The 21,691-nt window shown below is 65.6% G+C and carries 15 protein-coding genes; 6 read left to right on the forward strand and 9 right to left on the reverse strand.

Translation table 11 applies throughout. The annotated features are described in order from the left end of the window. Window positions 1-8: 8 nt before the first annotated feature. Entirely contained in the window at window positions 9-491 is a 483-nt protein-coding gene (gene smpB / locus LC060_RS15705) for an SsrA-binding protein SmpB (protein WP_226637143.1), read from the reverse strand. Window positions 492-802: 311 nt separating this feature from the next. Between smpB and LC060_RS15710 the strand changes: the two genes are divergently transcribed. Beyond that, a complete protein-coding gene (locus tag LC060_RS15710; protein ID WP_226637144.1) occupies window positions 803-2,758 on the forward strand; it encodes an alpha/beta hydrolase family protein in 1,956 nt (651 codons plus the stop codon). Window positions 2,759-2,825: 67 nt separating this feature from the next. Here LC060_RS15710 and dapA read toward each other — a convergent pair whose 3' ends face one another. Next, window positions 2,826-3,707 (reverse strand): 4-hydroxy-tetrahydrodipicolinate synthase, encoded by an 882-nt coding sequence (gene dapA / locus LC060_RS15715; RefSeq protein ID WP_148628043.1) that lies wholly within the window; start codon window positions 3,705-3,707, stop codon window positions 2,826-2,828. A 103-nt stretch (window positions 3,708-3,810) separates the two neighbouring features. On the opposite strand from dapA, the gene LC060_RS15720 reads away from it, so the two are divergent. Next, on the forward strand, window positions 3,811-5,787 hold the full coding sequence (locus LC060_RS15720; protein ID WP_226637146.1) for a lytic transglycosylase domain-containing protein: 1,977 nt from the start codon (window positions 3,811-3,813) through the stop codon (window positions 5,785-5,787). Window positions 5,788-5,934: 147 nt separating this feature from the next. On the opposite strand, the gene LC060_RS15725 is transcribed toward LC060_RS15720, so the two are convergent. Continuing rightward, entirely contained in the window at window positions 5,935-7,359 is a 1,425-nt protein-coding gene (locus LC060_RS15725) for a glycoside hydrolase family 27 protein (RefSeq protein WP_226637147.1), read from the reverse strand. Between the two features lie 124 nt (window positions 7,360-7,483). Here LC060_RS15725 and LC060_RS15730 point away from each other — a divergent pair, with 124 nt between their 5' ends. Both LC060_RS15730 and LC060_RS15735 read left to right on the forward strand, forming a co-directional pair. Next, window positions 7,484-7,978 (forward strand): GreA/GreB family elongation factor, encoded by a 495-nt coding sequence (locus tag LC060_RS15730; RefSeq protein ID WP_226637149.1) that lies wholly within the window; start codon window positions 7,484-7,486, stop codon window positions 7,976-7,978. Further along, complete coding sequence (locus tag LC060_RS15735; protein WP_319005438.1) at window positions 7,975-8,487, forward strand: hypothetical protein; 513 nt, start codon at window positions 7,975-7,977, stop codon at window positions 8,485-8,487. Before LC060_RS15730 ends, LC060_RS15735 begins: the two co-directional genes overlap by 4 nt. Window positions 8,488-8,574: 87 nt before the next feature. Here the strand turns inward: LC060_RS15735 and LC060_RS15740 are convergent, their stop codons facing one another. Beyond that, the gene (locus tag LC060_RS15740; protein ID WP_226637150.1) at window positions 8,575-9,246 is read right to left on the reverse strand and encodes an outer membrane protein; all 672 of its coding nucleotides are present in this window, start codon (window positions 9,244-9,246) and stop codon (window positions 8,575-8,577) included. Window positions 9,247-9,487: 241 nt separating this feature from the next. Here LC060_RS15740 and rlmN point away from each other — a divergent pair, with 241 nt between their 5' ends. Continuing rightward, window positions 9,488-10,813, forward strand: a complete 1,326-nt coding sequence (gene rlmN, locus LC060_RS15745) for a 23S rRNA (adenine(2503)-C(2))-methyltransferase RlmN (protein ID WP_226637152.1) — start codon at window positions 9,488-9,490, stop codon at window positions 10,811-10,813. Window positions 10,814-11,010: 197 nt separating this feature from the next. Here the strand turns inward: rlmN and paoC are convergent, their stop codons facing one another. The 4 genes from paoC to LC060_RS15765 form a co-directional block, all read right to left on the reverse strand. After that, window positions 11,011-13,212: an aldehyde oxidoreductase molybdenum-binding subunit PaoC gene (paoC, locus tag LC060_RS15750; RefSeq protein WP_226637154.1), complete on the reverse strand. Its 2,202-nt coding sequence runs from the start codon at window positions 13,210-13,212 to the stop codon at window positions 11,011-11,013. Beyond that, the gene (locus LC060_RS15755; protein ID WP_226637156.1) at window positions 13,209-14,165 is read right to left on the reverse strand and encodes an FAD binding domain-containing protein; all 957 of its coding nucleotides are present in this window, start codon (window positions 14,163-14,165) and stop codon (window positions 13,209-13,211) included. Before LC060_RS15755 ends, paoC begins: the two co-directional genes overlap by 4 nt. Then, complete coding sequence (gene paoA, locus LC060_RS15760) at window positions 14,162-14,806, reverse strand: aldehyde dehydrogenase iron-sulfur subunit PaoA (protein WP_226637158.1); 645 nt, start codon at window positions 14,804-14,806, stop codon at window positions 14,162-14,164. The genes LC060_RS15755 and paoA overlap by 4 nt, the downstream gene beginning before the upstream one ends. 315 nt (window positions 14,807-15,121) lie before the next feature. Continuing rightward, window positions 15,122-17,398: an FdhF/YdeP family oxidoreductase gene (locus LC060_RS15765; RefSeq protein WP_226637159.1), complete on the reverse strand. Its 2,277-nt coding sequence runs from the start codon at window positions 17,396-17,398 to the stop codon at window positions 15,122-15,124. Between the two features lie 246 nt (window positions 17,399-17,644). On the opposite strand from LC060_RS15765, the gene LC060_RS15770 reads away from it, so the two are divergent. Next, window positions 17,645-18,766, forward strand: a complete 1,122-nt coding sequence (locus LC060_RS15770; RefSeq protein ID WP_226637161.1) for a putative zinc-binding metallopeptidase — start codon at window positions 17,645-17,647, stop codon at window positions 18,764-18,766. Here the strand turns inward: LC060_RS15770 and LC060_RS15775 are convergent. After that, on the reverse strand, window positions 18,759-21,542 hold the full coding sequence (locus LC060_RS15775; RefSeq protein WP_226637163.1) for a DUF3857 domain-containing protein: 2,784 nt from the start codon (window positions 21,540-21,542) through the stop codon (window positions 18,759-18,761). The two genes, LC060_RS15770 and LC060_RS15775, sit on opposite strands and share 8 nt — an antisense overlap. Between the last annotated feature and the right edge of the window lie 149 nt (window positions 21,543-21,691).

The raw sequence follows: 21,691 nt of genomic DNA on the forward strand, positions 1-21,691 counted from the left end.
GGCGGTGATCATCCGTGTTCTCGCAGCAAGCGGCCCTGTTCGCGCTTCCAGTCCCGCTCCTTGACCGTGTTGCGCTTGTCGGCGGCGTTCTTGCCCTTGGCGAGCGCGAGTTCGACTTTCGCCCGCCCCCGGCTGTTGAAGTAGACCGAGAGCGGTACGAGGGTCATGCCCTTGCGCTCGACCGCGCCCTGCAGGCGCGCAATCTCGCGCTCGTGCAGCAGGAGCTTGCGCGGGCGCTTGGGCTCGTGGTTGAACCGGTTGCCGTGGCTGAACTCGGGCACGTTGGCGTTGATCAGCCAGCATTCCCCACCGCTGATCTCGGCGTAGGATTCGGCGATCGAGCCCTCGCCAAAGCGCAGGGACTTCACCTCGGTGCCCGTCAGCGCGATGCCGGCCTCGAACTTTTCCTCGATATGGTAATCGAAGCGGGCCCGGCGGTTTTCGGCGACGGTCTTGGTCTTGTCGAATGTAGTGCGTTGCGGACGTGCCATGGTGAAGGCGCATGTAGTGATGCGCGCGGCAAAAAGAAACGGCTGAAAACGATTAGCCCGACTTTGGGAGGACATGCGTATCACGCGCCTGCGGAATTTGAACGAAGCGAAGCTGGTGCGCTCTCGCCTGGCGGACAGAGCGCGCGCCCCTGCGCGCAACGGCTCTGTCCACGACTGATGTATTAACTCTCTGAAAGCAAATCTGGATTTTAAGAAATCGCAGGTTAGTCTCGTCCGGCCGGTCATGGGGGACCGGCCAGGGGGGACCTCTTTTCGATATGCCAGCTTGCAGCCGCCGGAAACGGCGCACCGTGGCGCGCCTTGTCGGCAGCTGCCTTCTTTTCGCCGCCATGCCGACGTTTGGCTCCGCGTCCGCCCTCGCCGCCGCGCCCGAACCGCCCGCGCTCGATGCCTATGGCGATCTTCCCGCCGTTGTCGACATCGCAATATCGCCAGACGGCACCCGGACCGCATCGATCCGCTACTCCGGAGGACAGTTCTGGCTGGTCGTTCTCGATTCGCAGATCCAGCCGATCGAGCGCGTACCGATGGGCACCAACAAGTTTCGCGGTCTGACCTGGGCCGACGACGAGACGATCCTCATCACCAACTCGGCGACGGTGTCGCTGGGCATGAATTTCACCGCTTCCAAATACGAGATGACCGGCACGATCATCGTCCCGCTCAATCCCGATAACGCCACCGGGCTTGTCTTTGGCAACACGCGCAGGGTCGCGGACACGACGCGCGGGGCGCATGGCATCCGCCGAGTCGATGGCAGGACCATCGGCTACTACGGGGGGATCGAACTGGGTGTACGCGGGATGGGCGATCCGCAGTTCCTCCACGGCCGCCCGACACTCTACGCCGTTGATCTGGCACGCAACCGGGTGGATCTTGCCGCGCGGGCAGCCAGTGAGGATCACCGGCGCGACTGGCTGGTCGACGGCCAGGGCGTGGTCGCAGCCACGCTCGACATCAATACCCGCACCGGCGCCTGGGACATCGTCAATGCGCAGGGCGACGAACTGGCGCGGGGCAACGACCCCACCCATGGCGCGGGCCTCATCGCCTTTGGCAAGGACGGGCGCACCATCGTCTATGAACTGCGCGACCAGGAAGGCCGCGACCGCTGGTTCGAGGTTCCCCTCGCAGGCGGCGAACCCGTCGAATACCTGCCTAATATCGCCATCGGACGGCTGTACACCGATCCGCGCAACGGGCAGATCATGGGCTACCGCGAAGCGGGCGAGAGCCCGAAGACGGTCATGTTCGATCCCCTGCTCGACACCAAGCTGGCGATGATCTTCAAGGCCTTTCCCGGCCGCAACCCGCGCCTCCAGGACTGGACGGCGAACCTCGACCAGGTGCTTGTCCATACCGAAGGCAACGCCGACAGCGGCACCTGGTACTGGGTCGACGTTCCCGGCCGCAGAGCCGAGGCCATTGGCAATGATCGCCCTGCAATCGACACCGCGCAGGTCGGCCCTGTCTCCGCATTCGAATACACCGCCGGCGACGGCCTCGAACTCGATGGCGTGCTCAGCCTGCCGCCGGGCCGCGAGGCGCGTGACTTGCCGCTCGTCGTCTTGCCCCACGGTGGCCCGCATGCGAGCGACGAGGTCGGCTTCGACTGGTGGGCCCAGGCCTTTGCCTCGCGCGGTTACGCCGTGTTCCAGCCCAACTTTCGAGGCTCGACCGGCCGAACGGCCGAACTGCGCAACGCCGGACATGGCCAATGGGGCCGCGCCATGCAGACCGACATCTCGGATGGCGTACACGCGCTCGCCGAGAAAGGGATCATCGACCCCACGCGGGCCTGCATCGTGGGCGCAAGCTACGGCGGCTATGCCGCGCTCGCGGGGGTCACGCTGCAACAGGGCCTCTACCGCTGCGCGGCCTCGGTCGCGGGGGTCTCGGACATTGCGCTCATGTACCGCACCGACGTCTACGAGAGCGGAGGCTCGCGCATGGTACGCAATTCCCTTCAGGAGGACCTGGGCGACAGGGACGACTTCGATGCGATCTCGCCGCGCCGCCATGCCGAGGATGCCGACGCCCCGATCCTTCTCGTGCACGGCAAGGACGACACGGTCGTGCCCTTCGAGCAGAGCAGCAAGATGGCCGATGCGCTGAAGGACGCGGGCAAACCCTATAACGTCGTGGTGCTCGACGAAGAGGATCACTGGCTCTCACGCGCCGAAACGCGCAAGGCGATGCTGAAAGCCGTCGTCGGCTTCGTTGCCAGGCACAACCCGGCGGACTGACCACGAAGAAGGGGGCGACCTTGCGGCCCGCCCCCTTCTTCTTTTCATCGGTGTCTGGCCGGAAGGCTCAGAGCAGACCGGCGTGAACCAGCGCCTCGTCCACGGCCTTGCGGGCCGTGTCGTTGCAGGGGACGAGCGGCAGGCGCAGCTCGTTCTCCATCCAGTCATGGACCTGCGCCAGCGCGTACTTGCACGGGCCCGGCGAGCTGTCCTCGAACATGGCGTAGTGCAGCGGGTAGAGCTTGTCGTTGAGCTCGCGCGCGCGGGCCAGGTCATTGGCCGCACAGGCCGCCTGGAACTCGGCGCACAGCGCCGGCGCGACGTTTGCCGTCACCGAGATGCAGCCCGCGCCGCCCGCCGCATTGAAGGGCAGCGCCAGTTCATCATCGCCCGAGAGCATGCAGAAGTCCTTGCCGATCCCCATGCGGTGGTCGGTCACGCGGCTAAGGTCTCCGCTTGCATCCTTGATGCCGATGATCTTGCCGGGATAGCGACGCGCCAGCTCGCACACGGTCTCGGGCTTGAGGTCCGAGACCGTGCGGCCCGGCACGTTGTAGAGCAGGATCGGCAGCTCGGCATGCTCGGCCAGATAGGCGAAATGCGCGAAGAGGCCTTCCTGGCTCGGCTTGTTGTAGTAGGGCGCGACGACGAGGGCCGCGGTGGCCCCGCACTTCTTCGAGAAATTCATGTGGAGAAGTGCATTCATCGTGTCGTTGCTGCCGCAGCCCGCGATGACCGGGACCCGGCCCGCGGCCTGCTCGATGCAGACTTCGATGACGCGGTGGTGCTCGGCGTTGGAAAGCGTGGAATTCTCACCCGTCGTGCCGCACGGCACGAGCGCCGAGGAACCGCTTTCGATCTGCCAGTCGACCAGGCGGCGAAACGCCGCTTCATCGAACGCACCGTCGCGAAACGGTGTGACAAGTGCCGGTATGGACCCCGAGAACATGGACTTTACCCCTAGTGATGCGCAATTGTTCGGGCTGGCCATCGGGAACATGTCCCGCCGCCAAGCCTTACGTTCAGGGCCTGATAAGGAGCCACCCTCCACGATGTCCAGTATGTTGCGAGTTTCTTCTCTCCTGGCGACGGTTGCGCTCGGCGCACTCCCCTCGCCCTCCATGGCCCAGGAATCGGCCCAGGAGGCCCGGGAATGGGACCTTGCGCGCGCCCGTCAGTCCCAGGACATCGACATTCGCGTCCACCAATCAATCGATGACTGGCGCCGCGTGGTGGCCAGCGACCGACTCGATTTCGGCACCTACGCCAGCTTCCTGCTCACCTATCCGGGCTATCCGCAGGAGGAGAAGATGCGCGGCTACGCCGAAAAGGCGATGCTGCGCGAATCGCCCGAGCCACGCACCGTGCTCTCCTTCTTCGACCGCTTCCCCCCGCTCGGCAACGAAGCATCTGGCCGCTATGCGACGGCCCTTGCCGCCGTGCGCCGCGACGATGCGCTGGACAAGGCCCGCGCGGCCTGGCGCGGCGGTGACCTGACCGAGAACGCGGAAACCACCCTGCTCTCGCTCTATCGCAACCAGTTCACCCCGGCCGATCACGACGCGCGCATGGATGCGCTCCTGTGGCAGGGCCAGACGCCGCAGGCCGAACGGCAGATCTCGTTCGTCTCCCCTGCACGCCGCCCCGTCTTCATGGAGCGCCTCGCCCTGCTTCAGGGGACCGCACCCGGCACGCTCGGCCTCGATCTTCCCGGCGATGTCGCGACCGATCCCGGCTATGCGTACAACCGTGTCTCGCAAGCGCGCCGCAACGGCAACCTGCCCGGCGCCATCGCCTTTCTGGTCAATCGCCCCAAGCTTCGCGCGCCGGTTCCCGAACCCGAGAAGTGGGTGCGCGAACTGCTGACCGCCGCGCGCGGCACGGGCCCGTCGAACGCCGTCGCCATCGCCGCGTCGATCGACGATGCCTTCGCCCCCGGCACCGACATTTCCCGCCTCTCCTACCGCCTGCGCGACGATTACACCTCGCTCGTGTGGCTGGGCGGAACCAAGGCGCTGTGGTCGCTGGGCGATGCGCGCCGCGCCGCACCGCTGTTCTACCGCTACGGCGCGGCTGCGCAGACACCCGGCACCCGCTCCAAGGGCTTCTACTGGGCAGGTCGTGCGCTCTCCAAGGCGGGCGATGAAAGCGGCGCACGCCGCTACTTCGAGATGGCGGCCCAGTACCCGCACTATTTCTACGGTCAGCTCTCGCTCGAACGCCTTGGCCGTCCGCTGCCCGATCTCGACACCCGTTCCAACGCGCAGCCCACGCCGGCCCAGCGCGCCGAGTTCAACGCAAGGCCCATCACCAAGGCCGTGCGTGACGTGGCCCGCAGCGCCGACTGGCGCACCGGCGTCCAGTTCTTCCGCGAGATCGCAGGCCAGGCCGAGACCGAGATCGAGCACAAGCTTGTCGCCGACCTTGCCCGCGAAATCGGGCGGCGCGACCTTGCCGTGATCCTGGGCCAGAGCGCACACGGCGAAGGCCACGATGCCTTCGGTGCCGTCGCCTTCCCGACCATGCCGCTACCCTCCGGCGCGGACTGGACGATGGCCCACGCCCTCACCCGGCAGGAAAGCCAGTTCGCCCAGAACGCGATCAGCCATGCAGGCGCGCGCGGTTTGATGCAGCTCATGCCCGCGACCGCGCGTGAAACGGCAGGCAAGCTCGGCCTTTCCTATTCGGTCGACAAGCTGACGGCCGATCCGGTCTACAACATCCAGCTCGGCACCGGCTTTTTCGCGCGGATGATGGATTACTATGGCGGCGCACGCCCCCTGGCGATTGCCGCCTACAACGCAGGTCCGGGCAACGTGAACAAGTGGCTGCGCGCCAATGGCGACCCGCGCAAGGGCGAGATCGAATGGGTCGACTGGATCGAGCAGATCCCCTTCTACGAGACCAAGAACTACGTCATGCGCGTGCTCGAAAACGCGACTGTCTACGAGGCGATGTATCCTGCGAAGGGGGACTATAAGGGCCCCAACCTGACCTCGAAGCTGATGGGCAAGCGTACGCCGGGTTAAGAATAAGAAGAACGATTCAAGGGGCCATCGCCCCTTGACCCCAAAATTGGCGACCTCACCTTTCACAGCCAGCGCGGCGCGCGAGAGGTGAGGTCGACAGTTTGGGGAGCCCGAGGGCGATGGCCCTCGGAACGATCCTTTTCGTCCTCAAACCAGCGGCGTCAGCTTGTAGAGCTTCGCCCCATGCCCCGGCACCTGCGCCGTGACAGTGTCCTTCACATCGCCCATGTCCCGGCGTTCCCAGAGGTCACGCAGCAGGAAGCTTCCGACAAGTCCCACCCTGTCGAGTTGGATCGAGACCTCGCGCGCCTCGGGTGCCAGGTTGAAGAGCGCCAGGTAGATTGCGAAGCCGCGCTCGTCCCGTGCCGTCCAGACCTTGAGACCATCCTCCAGGAAGTGCGGCGCGTTCGCGGTCGAGTTCTGGTTCACCTCCAGCACCTCGGGATTGGTCAGCAGCGCCAGTGTCTTGGCGTCAAGATAGCGCAGGTCCCCGCCCATGATGAGCGGCGAACGGGCAATCGACCACAGCGTCATCAGCGTACCCTGTTCGTCGGGCGTGAACTTGGTATCCCTGTCGCCCAGCGCGAGGCGCCCGAGCGGCAGCATGTCGGCATCCGGCCAGGACCCCGGCCCCATCCACATGTTCCAGTTCTCGAGCCGGGTGAACTGCGCGGCAAGCAGGCCCCAATCGTCCCAGAAATCGTCGGAGATGCGCCACATCTGCGCGTGCTGGCGCACGTGACCTCCACGCGGCACCGGCGTCTCGCCTGGCGAAAGGCTGAGCACCATCGGACGGCCGCAACGTGCAATGGCCTTGGCTGCAGCTTCGATTTCGGGCGCGTGCGCGTCGTAGGGACGGCTCATGTCGTCCATCTTGATGAAGTCGACGCCCCAGCTCGCGTACATGCGGAAGAGCCCGTCGTAGTACTCCTGCGCACCGGGCTTGCTCATGTCGACGCCGTACATGTCCGGGTTCCAGGGACACACGCTGGACGTGTCGGCGATGTCGCGCGCGGTGTAGGGCGTGCCCTCGATCGGCAGGTCCAGCTTCACGGCATGGCGCGCGATCCCGCGCATGACGTGGATACCGAACTTGAGCCCGAGTGCGTGAACCCTGGCGGCTAGCGGCGCAAAGCCCTGCTTATCCTTGGCGGACGGGAAGCGATTGGGTGCGGGCTGGAGGCGCGCATGGGCATCGAGCGCGGGCACCGGGTTGGGATTGTAGGAGTAGCTCGTCGCATCGGGCTCATACCACTGGATGTCCACGGTGAAGACATCGTAGCCGAAGGGCAGCAGTTTCTCGGCCATGATGGCCGCCGTTTCCAGTGACTGCTCCTCGTTGATCGTGCCCGCAAAGCTGTTCCAGCTGTTCCAGCCCATCGGCGGCCTCGGCGCGAGATCGGTGACCGGAGCCAGCGCGCTCGCCTGCGCACCCGCGCCAGCTTTTGTCTGCCCCTTTGCCCCCGTTGCCGCGAGGGCGCAAAGCGGCACCGCGCCCGCGACCACGCCGGAAAGGCCCGCCGCAGCCTGGAGGGCCTTGCGGCGCGAAAGGTCGATGCTCGTCTTCGTCATGTCCGGTCCTTGCTCCCGTGAACTCTCGCGCCCCTTTTGTCCGACTAATAACCGGATCGCAAGCCGGGGACGAAGATCGCAAGCCATCTTGGCCCCGCCTCTCCCGCACCGTATGACACAGCCCATGAAACCCGAAGGCCCGCCGATCACCCCTGCCGGATTTGCCGCCCTGCGCGCGCGTTACGACCATCTTCTGGGCAAGGAGCGCCCCGAGATTGTCGAGATCGTCTCGTGGGCCGCGGGCAATGGCGACCGCTCGGAAAACGGCGACTACCTCTACGGCCGCAAGCGCATGCGCGAGATCGACCGTGAACTGGGCTATCTGGCCCGGCGCATGAAGAAGGTGCGCGTGATCGACCCTTCCCGCCAGGTCCAGCGCGGCAAGGTCTTCTTCGGCGCGACTGTCGAACTGGCGGACGAGGACGACGAACGCATGGTCGTGACCCTTGTCGGTGACGATGAGCAGGACGCCAGCCAGGGCCGCATCGGCTGGAGCGCCCCGCTCACCAAGGCCCTTCGCGGCGCGGCCATTGGCGACCTGCGCACGGTGCGCCTGCCGTCGGGCGCGAAGGAATGGGAAGTCATGACCATCACCTACCCCGAAGACCGGCTGCCGTGACACGCGCCTGGTCGATGGTCCTGGCTCTGTTTGGGGCGGTCTGTGGCGGGGCGCTTCTCGCCACACCGGCCACGGCGCGCGAAAGCCTGGGGCTCTATGGCGACTGGGGCGTGTTCCGCGATCCGGTGGTGCCGCGCTGCTATGCCATTGCCAAGGCCGCGCCCAGCCAGCTTTGGCGCGACTACGAGCCATTTGCCGCGATCGGCACCTGGCCCAAGCGCGGACGGCGCAACCAGCTGCATTTCCGCGTCTCGCGCGCGATAGCCAAGGGCAGCGCGATCTCGCTTCGAGTCGGATCGGAGCGCTTTCGCCTGACCGGCGGTGGCGGCGATGCCTGGCCTGCCGACGACGCCGAGAACGCCGCGATTATCGCGGCCATGCGCGCCGCCCCGCGCATGACGCTAAGCGCGACCGGTGCCAAGGGCGGGCGTTTTTCCAATACCTGGGAGCTTCAAGGTGCGGCCTCGGCCATCGACTCCGCGCTGCTGGGCTGCGCGCGCCTGCGTTGAAACCGACAAGTCCCGCACAACGGAAAAGGGCGGACGACCTTTCGGTCCCCCGCCCTTCCCGCTCGGTGGTCGTAAAACCGGAACAGATCAGAAGCGCACGCCCACGCCGGCCATGACCTGGTGGCGGTCGAAGTCGACATCGAAGCGCGAGCTGTCGGGAATGTCGGCGCCATAGTCGATCTCGGCGCGGCCATAGTTGGAGTAGCGGTACTCGACCTTGGCGAAGACGTTGTTGGTCACCGCCTGCTCGACACCGGCACCAATGCGCCAACCGTCGGCGTCGACATCGCGCTCGTAGCGGGTACCTTCGAACGCGTTGTTCACGTCGAACTTGGCGTTGGTGTAACCACCCTTGGCGTAGATCATGGTCGAGGGGCTGACGATGTAGCCGGCGCGCAAGCCTGCGTAGATGTCACGGCTGGCGCTGACATCGCCGATGCCGAAGCCGCCGAAATTGCCATCCTCGAAGTCGGTATCGCCGGTCGACCAGGTGATTTCCGCCTCGGGGCCAACCACGAAGCGCTCGCCGATCTTGAGGTCGTAACCCGCGCCCACGCCGTAGGTGAAGCCATCCATGCCCTCGTCGTTGTCGAACTGGGGCATGTCATCGATGCTGCTGCCGGCTTCCACGCGGTCATAGCCGCCCAGAGCCTCGACGTGGAAACCCTCGAAGGGACCGACCGGACCGACATTCTGCGCCATCGCGGGGGTTGCGAGCGCGGTGGTTCCGGCGGCGAGAGCAAACACGATCTTCTTCATTCTCAAACTCCAGTCTTGTTGTCCTGTTGCAGGTTGCGACCCGCATGGACCTGTCAAATGCGAGAGCGAGCCAGCCAGTTTCATTAACGTAAGACAACGAAATCACTGATGTTTTTAGGCCACACTGGATCGACGAGACGCATTTTGGGCGCGATGGATTCCGGGAACGGAAAGGGCCGAAGCGGCGTTCGCGAGGCCATCTTTCGCTTGGAGACCAAATCGGGTATAGGCAGGCCCAATCATGACAGACACGAATTCCCAGCCCTCCGGGGGGATCATGACGATCCCCGGCCCGAACGAACCGATGCCCGTCCCGCGCCCGACGCTGGTGGACGGCGTGACCCCGCGCGAAGATGGCCGCACCGATCTCATCGGTCTGCCCAAGACCCGCATCGCCGAACTGTTCGAGACCGCCGGTCTCGACAAGAAGGCGGCCAAGCTGCGCGCCAAGCAGGTCTACCACTGGCTCTACCACCGCGGCGTGACCGAGTTCGAGGCGATGACCGACATCGCCAAGACCATGCGCCCTTGGCTGGCCGAGCGTTTCGTGGTCGGCCGCCCGGAAATCGTGCAGGCCCAGCATTCGAGCGACGGCACCCGCAAGTGGCTGCTGCGCACCGCCGACAACCACGACTACGAGATGGTCTTCATCCCCGATGCGGACCGCGGCACGCTGTGCGTATCCTCGCAGGTTGGCTGCACCCTGAACTGCCGCTTCTGCCACACCGGCACGATGCGCCTCGTGCGCAACCTGACGGTGGGCGAGATCGTGGGCCAGGTCATGCTCGCGCGCGATGCGCTGGGCGAATGGCCCAAGTCCGCCTCGGACACGCGCCTTGCCACCATGGCTGGCCTTGATGAGGACGAGGATGAAGGCTCGTACAGCGCGGACGGGCGCCTGCTCACCAACATCGTGATGATGGGCATGGGCGAGCCGCTCTACAACTTCGACAATGTGCGCGATGCTCTGAAGCTCGTCATGGACGGCGATGGCCTTGCCCTCTCGCGCCGGCGCATCACGCTCTCGACCTCGGGCGTGATCCCGCAGATCGAACGGTGCGGCCAGGAAATCAGCGTCAACCTGGCGGTCTCGCTCCACGCGGTGACCAAGGAAGTGCGCGACGAGATCGTGCCGATCAACAAGAAGTACGGCATCGAGGAACTGCTGCAGGCCTGCGCCGACTATCCCGGCGCCAGCAACGCGCGGCGCATCACCTTCGAATACGTGATGCTCAAGGACAAGAACGACAGCGACGAGGACGCGCGCGAACTGGTCCGCCTGCTCAAGAAGTACAAGCTCCCCGCCAAGGTGAACCTCATCCCGTTCAACCCCTGGCCGGGCGCGGCGTATGAATGCTCGACGCCCGAACGTATCAAGTCGTTTTCCAACATCGTCTTCGAGGCGGGTATCTCGGCGCCTGTGCGCACCCCGCGCGGGCGCGACATCGATGCGGCCTGCGGCCAGCTCAAGACCGCAGCCAAGAAGATGAGCCGCGCCGAGATCGACCGCCTTTATGCCGAGAAGGACAAGGAAGTGGTCGAGGAACTGGCGCAGCTTCCCGAATAAGGAAGGCAGGATTCAAGGGGATATCACCCCTTGACCCCAGAATGGGCGACCTCACGTCCCTCCGCCACGGCGGCGCGCGGGACGTGAGCTAGACAGTTCGGGGAGCCCGAGGGCGATGGCCCTCGGATCTATTTCCTGGACATACAAAAAGGGCGGCCGGATCACTCCGGCCGCCCTTTTTCGTACGTTCTGCCCGCTCAGACAGCGGGCAGCTTGTCGAGATACTTGTCGAGCGTCAGCGGGTACTCGCGCACGCGCACGCCGGTTGCGTTGTAGAGCGCGTTGGCAACCGCCGCGCCCACACCGCACAGGCCCAGCTCGCCCACACCCTTGGCCTTCATCGGCGAGGCAATGGCGTCGAGTTCGTCGAGGAAGATCACTTCCTGGTGCGGGATGTCGGCGTGCACCGGCACTTCGTACCCGGCAAGGTCGTGGTTGACGAAGAAGCCGAAGCGGGTGTCGACCGCCAGTTCCTCGGTCAGCGCGCCGCCCACACCCATCGTCATCGCACCAATCACCTGGCTTCGCGCCGAGATCGGGTTGAGGATGCGCCCGGCTGCGCAGGCCGCGAGCATGCGGCGCACGTAGGTCTCGCCCGTGTAGGCATCGACCGCGATCTCCACGAAGTGCCCGGCAAAAGTCGACTGCTGGTACTTCTTGGAAAGCTCGTCGTATTCGACCGAGTCTTCGGCCACGATTTCGCCCGAGGCGGTGGCCTCGGTGAGCTTGCGACTCTCGGCCCCGGCGCGGATTTCGCCATCGATGAATTCCGCCGTGTTGGGGTCCATTGCAAAGCGTCCCGCGATGTCCTCGCGCAGCTTCACGCAGGCAGCATAAACGCCCGAGGTCGAGTTCTGCGCGCCCCACTGGCCGCCAGAACCGCACGAGGCGGGCATGTCGGAATCGCCCAGCGTGACCGTGACGTCCTCCAGCGGCAGACCCAACATCTCCGCCGCGGTCTGAGCAAGGATGGTGTAGGAGCCGGTGCCGATGTCGGTCATGTCGGTCTCGACCGTCAGCTTGCCGTTGCTCGACAGGCGCACGCGCGCGGCCGACTTCATCTGGACCGAGTTGCGGAAGCCCACGGCCATGCCGTGGCCGATCAGCCAGCGGCCCTCGCGCATGCCGCCCGGCGTCTTGTTGCGCTTGTCCCAGCCGAAAGCCTCGGCGCCGCGGCGCAGGCATTCGACCATCATGCGGCTCGAATAGGGACGGTTGGGCGTCTCGGGATCAACTTGCGTGTCGTTGACGATGCGCAGCTCAACCGGGTCCATGCCCAGCTTCTCGGCCAGTTCGTCCATCGCGCCTTCCAGCGCCATGAGGCCCGCCGTCTCGCCCGGCGCGCGCATCGCGTTCGCTTCGGGAAGGTCAAGGCGGGCAATGCGCTGCGCGGTGTAGCGGTTGGCGCCCGCATAAAGGAGGCGCGTCTGGGCAATGCCGTTCTCGCCTTCCTGGCCCGCCAGGTTGCCCGAGGTGCACTCGTGCGAGATCGCGGTCAGGCGCCCGTCGCGCTCGGCACCGAAGCGCAGGCGCTGGATCGTGGCCGAACGGTGCGTGGTGTTGTTGAACACCAGCGGTCGGTCGAGCATGACCTTGACCGGACGGCCCGCCTTCTTCGCGGCCAGCGCGGCCACGACCGCATCGACACGCACGAACAGCTTGGCGCCGAAGCCGCCGCCCAGAAACGGACTGTCGAGACGGACATTGGCCGGGTCGAGATCGAGCATCTTGGCAACCGCCTGCTTGCTCCAAGCGATCATCTGGTTCGAAGTCCACAGAGTTAGCTTCTCGCCCTCCCACGCCGCGATGCTGGCGTGAGGCTCCATCATCGCATGGCTCTCGTGCGGGGTCTCGTACGTCACGTCGATCGAGACCGGCGCCGAGGCGTAGGCGGCCTCAAAGTCACCGACCTTGCTGACGTCGGGGCCATCCGATCCCTCGACGAGCGGAGCATCGGGGGCAAGCGCGTGGAAATCGTGGTTGCCCTGCGTGCGCTCGTAATCGACGCGCACGAGCTTGGCCGCCGCACGGGCCTGCTCGAAGGTCTCGGCCACGACGAGCGCGAGCGCCTGGTGGTAGAAGCGGATTTCCGAACCGCCGAACAGCGGCACGGTGTGCCCCATGCCCAGCGGAAGTTCGTCGACCTCGGTCGTCGTCAGGATGGTGATGACGCCGGGCTGGGCCTTGGCCTCGGCCAGATCGATGCTGCGCACGCGGCCCTTGGCGATGGCCGAGGGCACGATGTAACCATAGGCCTGGTTCGCCGCGACATCGTGGCGCTCGTAGGCATAGGGCGCGTGGCCGGTCACCTTGAGCGGGCCGTCGATACGGGTGGTGGGCTGACCGACAACGCGCTGGCGGTCGATGACGGTGTCGCCTGCAGGGGTGGTGTACTTCATGCCGCCTCTCCTCGTGCCTTGGCCATGACGCCCGCGAGCGTGCGCTCGACAAGGGCGATCTTGAACGCGTTCTGATCGGTGGGGCTGGCCCCCTGCGTGAGCGCACGCGCGGCAACCTTCACGTCAGGCAGCGCCGCATCGGCCGCCTCGACACGCCAGGGGCGGGGGGCGATGCCGCCGATGGCGACCCGGCCATGGCCATCTGCGTCGAGAACGGCGGCCACCGAAACCAGCGCAAAGGCGTAGGAGCGGCGGTCGCGCACCTTATGATAGATATGCGTGCCGCCAAGGGGCTTGGGCAGGGTCACCGCCGTGATCATCTCGCCCGGCTCCAGCACGGTCTCGATGTGCGGGGTATCGCCCCAGAGGCGGTGAAAGTCCCCCAGCGGGATGGCGCGGGTCGTGCCGTCGGCCTTGACCGTTTCCACCACTGCATCGAGCACGCGCAGCGCCACGGCCATATCGCCCGGATAGGTCGCGATACAGGCATCGCTGACACCGACGATGCCGAGCTGACGGCTGACGCCCTCCTTGGCCGCGCAGCCCCTCCCGGGCTTGCGCTTGTTACAGGCCTGGTTGGTGTCGTAGAAATAGGGGCAGCGCGTGCGCTGGAGCAGGTTGCCACCCGTCGTCGCCTTGTTGCGCAACTGGCCCGAAGCCCCCGCCACGATGGCGCGCGAGAGGACGGCGTAGTCGCGCTTGACCCGCTCATCGCTGGCGAGCGCCGTATTGCTGACAAGCGCGCCGATGCGCAGGCCACCCTCGTCGGTTTCAGTAATCTCATCGAGGCCGGTTCCCGTCACGTCGACAAGGTGGCGCGGGGTTTCAATCTCGAGCTTCATCAGGTCAAGGAGATTGGTGCCGCCTGCGATGAACTTGGCGCCGCCTGCGCGCGCGGCCGCGGCGGCCGCCTCGGCAGGGCTCGAAACGCGTTCGTAGCTGAAGGGCTTCATGCGCGCTCTCCTGCGACTTCGGCCATGGCCTCGGCGATGTTGGAATAGGCGCCGCAGCGGCAGATATTGCCGCTCATGCGTTCGCGCATCTCGATGTTGCTGGCTTCCATCGGTCCTGTCAGTTCGGCGCTGACGTGGCTGGGAACCCCATCGGCAATTTCCTTCAGAACCGAGACAGCCGAGCAGATCTGGCCCGGGGTGCAGTATCCGCACTGATAGCCATCGTGCTTCACGAAGGCGGCCTGCATGGGGTGGAGGTTCTCGGGCGTGCCGAGGCCTTCGATCGTGGTGACCTCGTCGCCTTCGTGCATGACGGCAAGGCTGAGGCAGGAATTGATGCGCTCACCATTCACGATCACCGTGCAGGCGCCGCACTGGCCGTGGTCGCAACCCTTCTTGGTGCCGGTCAGCTTGACGTGCTCGCGCAGGGCATCGAGCAGCGTCGTACGCGTGTCGAGTTCGAGCGTCTGCGCCTTGCCGTTGATGCGCATCGAAACGGTCTGCATCGTGATTGCCCTTTCCGCGGCCGGTGTGGAGGCCGCGAAGGCGACCTGTGGCGATATCGATCCGGCTGCCAGCCCTGCCGCGCCGCTGGCGAGCACGCCGCGCCGGGACACCGAGAAATAGTCGGGTTGATCCATCGGGAAAGCTTCTCCGTCCTGTGCCGCGCACCTATCCTCGGGGGCGATGTCCGGACCACGCCCCCTTGCAAGGCGCGAGCGACCCGTATTTCTGCGCCCGATGCGCGATTATCCTGCCTGTTTGCCCGCAGGCATCGAGAGCACCCGGCCTCGACGCCAGAATACGAAAGGGCTCCGAAACCCAAATGGTCCGGGGCCCCTCGCCTAAGCTAATGCGTATGCGGCGCACTCGTTCCGCAAACGCACACGAAACGACACTGTAAATAATTCACCGTCGCGATGAGCGGTCCGCATCGGGACCGCTCACGGCGGACCTCAGGGCTCGATACGGACCGGAATGCCCTTGCTCGCGGGCACCTTGGCCAGTTCGTCGTGGTACCACAGCGGCACCAGCGGATTGAGCTCGGGGAAGTAGCCGACCACCGCCCCCTTGGGCAGATCGTAGGCGCGCACCGAGAGCCCTGAAACGCGGCGCTCGATGTTGTCGTCCACTTCGGTGACGAGCGAGACCTGCTGGTATTCGTGCAGGCCCAGACGCGCGATTTCCTCGGGGCTGACCAGCACGATCATGCGGTTGCCCTCTAGCCCGCGCAGGCGGTCGGAAAAGCCGTAGATCGTCGTGTTGAACTGGTCGTTCGAGCGCAGCGTGACAAGGTGCATGCCGCCCGGATTGCCGCGAATGCCGCAGGCGTTGAGAACGCTGGGCGTGGTGAACTCGGCCTTGCCGCTCTCGGTCTTCCAGATCCGTTCATGCGCCGGATTGCCGCGATAAAAGCCGCTCGGCTCGTGCATGCGCGTGTTCATCTCGTAGAACTGATCGGGGTAGGTCCGCGCGATGAGGTCGCGGATGCGCGCATAGTCGCCGCGCCAGGCGTCCCATTGCCACTTCGGGTTCGGATCGAGGGTGGCCTTGGCGATCTCGCAGATGATCGCGGTCTCGCTCATCAGGTGCTCGCTCGCAGGCTTGCGCTTGCCCTTCGAGGCAGAGACGTGGCTGAAGCTGTCCTCCATCGAGACCCACTGGTTGCCGGTCGCCTGGATGTCCTCCTCGGCGCGCACGAGGCAGGGCAGCAGCCAGGATTCCTTACCCGGCATGCAGTGCGTCTTGTTGAGCTTGGTCGCGACGTGGACGGTCAGTTCCATGTTGCGCCAGGCCGGATAGACCCGATCATGGTCGGGAATCGCGCGCGCCAGGTTGCCGCCAAGCCCGATGAAGCCGGTGTTGGTACCCGCCAGCAGCGCTTCCAGGAATTCGACGGTGGTGTGGCCGTCCTCCTGCGGGGTCTCCAGGTCCAGCACCTCGCGGTACTTCTCGACCGGGGCGAGCGCGACCTTCTCGGTGATGCCGACGGTGCGCTGGCCCTGCACGTTGGAGTGCCCGCGGATCGGCGAGCAGCCAGCACCCTGGCGGCCCATGTTGCCGCCCAGGAGCAGCAGGTTGACCAGCATGCCGATGGCCTGGTTGCCGTGGACGTGCTGGGTGAGGCCCATGCCGTAGATGCCGATAACCTTGGTGGCATCGGCGTAGATGTCGCCAGCCGCTTCCATCTCGGCGCGGGTGACGCCGCTGGCCTCTTCCAGTTCGTCCCAGCTCGTGGCGGCCAGCTTTTCCAGGAGGCTCTCAAGGCCGTTGGTGTGCTGTTCGAGGAACGCGGTGTCCAGGACGCGGCGGCTTCCGCGCGCCTTGGCTTCCTCGTCGCGTTCGAGAACGCGCTTCATCGTGCCCATCAGCGCCGCGATGTCGCCGCCCGGGCGCACCTGCAGGTAGAGCTGGCTCATCTTCGTGGCCTTGCCGAAGGTCATCTGCAGCGGGTTCTGAGGGCTGCGAAACTCGGTAAGGGCCTTTTCCTTCAGGGGGTTGAAGACGACAATCTTGCATCCGCGCTTCACCGCCTTCTGCAAGGGGTGGAGGATGCGCGGGGAATTCGTCCCCGGGTTCTGGCCCATGTAGAAGATCGCGTCGCAGTGCTCGAAATCCTCCATCTGGCAGGTGCCGACGGGCGAGCCGACCACTTTCTTGAGCGCGACCGAGGTCGTCTCGTGGCACATGTTGGAGCTGTCGGGCAGGTTGTTGTGCCCGTACATCCGCGCGAAGATCGCGTAGAGGTAGCTGGGCTCCAGCGCCGCCTTCCCGCTGGCGTAGAAGGTCACCCCCTTGGGATCGAGGGTGCGCAGCTTCGCGCCAATGGCCTTGAAGGCCTCCTCCCAACTGGTCGGAACGTAGCGATCAACCTCGGGCTCGTAACGCATGGGGTGCGTCAGGCGCCCTTCCATCTCCAGTTCGTAGTCCGACCACATGGCCAGTTCGCTGACGGTGTGCCGGGCGAAAAATTCGGGCGAGCAGCGGTCGGTGGTCAGATCCCACAAGGTGGCCTTGGCGCCGTTTTCGCAAAACTCGAAGGGCTTGGGCTTCTCCGACTTTACCCACGCGCAGGAGGTACACATCGTGCCGCCCGGCTTGTTGAGCTGGCGCAGGGTGTCGAGCACGGACGGGCCCGCCTTCTGCGAGCGCTCGATACGCGAAATGCCCTTGAGCGATCCCCAGCCCCCTGCCGATCCCTTGTAACCCTGCACCTTGGGGGCCTTCGTCATTCGTATTCTCCCGATCTTCCTGTGCGCGCAATGCGCGACGCCTAGCGCTGGTTCCACGTTTCGCAAAGGGCCCGCAAGGGGTAAGCATTCCAATGGTATAGGAACTGACACCTTACGGCACAAAACGCTTTGCCGCGCCGCCCTTCATCTCTTCTCGAACCTTACGCGCCTTCCATGCGTTATGCGAGCCACGAGACGGCGTCCCGCCGCTTATCCAGAAGTCCTGTTTCGGGAACGAGAGTGTCCATGCACGCCTTTGCCTGCCCCAACTGCCACCAGCCGATCCATTTCGAGGCCCGCCTGTGCCCGCATTGCCAGGCGACGCTGGGCTACGATCCCGTCCTCGACGCCTTCCGCCACCTGACCGACGGAGCCACGCGCTGGCGCGGCGAGGACGGCGCGGCGCGCGACGTGGTGGTCTGCGCGAACAACAACGAGCACGCGATCTGCAACTGGCTGGTGGAACCGGACGAGCCTTCGCACCTGTGCCGGGCCTGCCGTCATAACCGCACGATCCCCGATCTTGCCGAACCCTCCGTACCGCCGCGCTGGGCGCGGATCGAGGCAGCCAAGCGGCGCATGGTCCACACGCTCCTCAAGCTGGGCCTGCCGATGGAGACCAAGGCCGAAGAGGCGCCGGGGCGCCAGGGCCTTGCCTTCGATTTCCTCTACGACCCGGCGGCCGAGAACGACGAGGCCCCGCAAGTCATGACAGGCCATGCCTCGGGTCTCATCACGCTCAACCTGATCGAGGCCGACGATGCCGAGCGCGAGCGCATCCGCCAGAACATGGGAGAGCCCTACCGCACGCTGCTCGGCCATTTCCGCCACGAAGTCGGCCACCACTACTGGTCGCGCCTGGTCGAGACGGACGCGAACAGCCTTGCCGAATTCCGCGAAATCTTCGGCGATGAGCGGATCGACTACCAGCAGGCGCTGGCCGAGCACTACAACGGCAAAGGCAATACCGTGTGGACCGACGCCTATGTCAGCTACTACGCGACCTCGCACCCATGGGAGGATTTCGCCGAGACCTGGGCGCACTACCTCCACATGGTGGACCTGCAGGCAACGGCCGAGAGCTTCGACCTCTCGCTGCACCTGCCCGGCGAAAGTGCCGATGCCACGCCCGGCAACGATGTCGAGGTGCGCTTCGATCCCTACCGCGCCGATGCCGCAACCCTCGCCCGGCACATGGAGCCGATCGCCTTTGCCTTGAACTCCATGAACCGCGCCATGGGGACTGGGGACCTCTACCCCTTCCGCCTGTCACGAACCATCGTCGCCAAGCTCGACTTCATCGCCCGCCTCGTCGCGAAAAACCGCGTCGAGGCGGGCGCGAAGGCCCGGCCGGTGACGGCTACTTGAGGCCGTAGAAGGCGAAATCACGGGCCTGTCCGGGCCAGAAGCGATCCATATAGGCGATGAAGTCCTTGCCGCTGTCATCGCCCAGCCGCTGCTGCGCCACGGCGCGGAAGTACCGGCTCGAAGTCTGTTCGGGCGCCAGATCGATGGCCGCATCCGCGTCCGCCAGTGCTTTTGCCGGCTCCCCCAGTTGCAGCCAGGCAAGGGCGCGGCTGTCAAGCGCGGCGGCCGCCATCGAGGACTGTTCGACCGCCTTGTCGCACGTCTCGATCATGCCCTCGGTGCCCACCTTGAAGCGCGCACGGTACCAGCACGAATTGTTGTAGAGGTACCCCTGTCCGGGACGCTCCTCGATCAACTCGTCGATGGCCGCCAGGCCCTCCTCGGCACGCCCGTCATAGGCAAGGACCTCCGCGCGCAGCTCCACGAACTGAGGGTGCTGGGTTCCGTAATCATCGTATTCGTCGAGCAGCGCCAACGCCTCTTCGGCCTCGCCGTTGCGTCCCAACGCACCGGCGAGGCCAAGCGCGGAAGCCGCCGAGGGATCGATCTCGAACGCCTTCCTGTAGGACGGCAGAGCATCCTCGAAGCGGTCCATGGCGAACAGGACCGAACCGCGCGAGCGGTAGGTTCCTGCAGACGGGTCAAGCTCCAGCGCCTTGTCGTAATCGGCCAGTGCACCTTCAAGGTTCGCCGTGCGCCAGCGAAACAGCGCGCGGTTGATGTACCCTTGCGCCTCGTCCGGATCGCGCGCGATGGCCTTGGCGTAGGCCTCTTCGTAAGGTGTCAGGCGGCTCTTGTAGGCGGGCATGGCCAGCTGCCACTGGCGCACCGCATCTCCGGGCGCGAGGAGGAAGATGGCGGAATTGGAGATCCGCGCCGCCTTGCCCTTCTCGGCCGCGATGGCCTCGCTTGGCACTTCCCCGCCCAGCCCCTCGACCCGCTCGGTCACGGTGAGGGTCTGTCCTTCCAGCTGCGCACGGCGCACGAAATGGGTGGTGCCATAGCTCATGTCGAGCTCGGGGCGCCCGCGCAGGAGATAGCCGTCCTCGTCCTCGGGCAGGAGCACGGTCAGTTCGGTCACCTGAAGCGTGGGAGCGCCCGTGTCGACGGGGATCTCGCGCCAGGCCGGACGCGCGCGGTCAGGCGAGAAGTCGACATCCTGACTTGGCAGGTCGGCAAAGTCCTGGCGCTTGCGCGAGCCCTGCCGGCTCCAGGCTGCGGTGCGAATGCCCGACACATCGACATGGGCAATGCCCTGCTCCTCGTCGAAGGACATCGAACCTTCGGTCACGACCAGTCCGTCCAGCGTCGAGGAGGCGAACTTGTCGATCAGCTCGTCCTTCTGGTCCTCCCCGACCTGCTTGATGACCGCGCCAAGGCCCACGCCCACGGGCCCTGACAGCGTCGCCCGAGCGGTAACGAGCACGGGCAGATCAACCCCGCCCCGCTCATCGAATGTCAGCTTGACGAAAGCCTGCGGGGTAGCGGGGACACGCGGGGCCAGAGCCATCACGCCCGTCCCCTCGGCCCGGATCGGCAGGACGTGGCGGAACGGCGGGGTGTCGGCAATGTTGCTCATGCGCGTGCCCGCCGACGTGCCATCGAGCCAGTAGTCGGTCCCGCCGATATTCGCCTTCACCAGCACGTGATCGAATGCGCTGGGCATGGGCAGAAGGTCGGGAATCGCATCGCCGGCCGAGGAGTGGACGAGCACCGCCTCGCTGGAGATGCCAAGTTCATGGAGCAGCGAAAGCAGGAGCAGCGTCTTGGCCTTGCAGTCGCCATAGCGCAGCTGCCAGGTCTCGTCGGGGGCCTGGGGCTCGTAGTTGCCCGAGGCCATGCCGTTCATCAGGTAACTGACCTTGTCCTGGACGAGGCGGGTCGCGAGTGCGGCGCGTTCCAGCGGATCGGTGCTCACCGCGCGGATCGTCGCGACTTCACCCGCGAGCGCGCTGCCTTGCTCTATACGCCCTGCCGGATCGTAAAGCGGCGCGAAGATGCTGGAGACTTCCTCCCAGGTCGAGAAGGTCCCTGCCTGGATGAGCGTGGGGCGCCGGTAGCGGACCGGCGAATCGGAGGGCATGTCCTCGGGCTCAGGCAGCGGGAGCGCGACGGTGAGCCGGTGCTCGCCGCCCTTGCTGGTTTCCTCCACCGCGACGTCGACGGGGCCGGTCTGCCAGCGCACGTCCTCGTCCTCGGGCCAGGACACGATGTCCCGCGCGAAGCCCGCCTCGGTGGGAGCCGCGAACAGCACATTGGTCATCTGGACCTCGCCCTTTAGCGTGGGGTCCTTGACCGACTGGGTGAAGGCGATGCGCAGCACGTCGCCCAGTTCGAGCCCCGGCACCGCGAGCGTTGCGGTCAGCGCGCCATCGAGCGTGCGCTTTTCCAGCTGGGTCTCCCGGCGCAGAACGGTGTATTTCGCGCCGCCTTCCAGCACGTCGATGCGTTTGTCTCCACGCAGGATTTCGACCCTGTGGATGGTGAGATCGCCCTTGTCCGGGAGCCACGATGCGGTGCTTGTCCCTGCTTGGGTCAGTGCCTGGGGCGCATCGAGCTTGAACGCCCGGTCGACATAGATCGACAGCGTGCCATCCTCGATGCGTTGCTGCATGTCGTAGAGCGCCAGCGGCGTCGAGGTCGAGGTATCGATGACATCCGCATCGACTTCCTCGACCCAATCGGGCGCAGGCGCATAGAGCACCTCTTCACCCGCCATGGCCGTACCCGCCGCCAGCAACGAAACCCCGGCCAGGCACAGAGAAACAAACCGCATCATACCCCCTCAAGAATTACTCGGTGGAAGAGTGGCAAGAACGCCGCGCCAAGGCAAGGTGGCTCACCTCCGACTTGGGGTTAAACTATTGCACAAGTCGTGGGACTACAGGACTATTTCGGAAAGTATACAGGACGCTTTCACCCAGG

This window comes from Novosphingobium profundi (assembly GCF_020524485.1).
In the GTDB taxonomy this organism is placed as follows: Bacteria; Pseudomonadota; Alphaproteobacteria; order Sphingomonadales; family Sphingomonadaceae; genus Novosphingobium; species Novosphingobium profundi_A.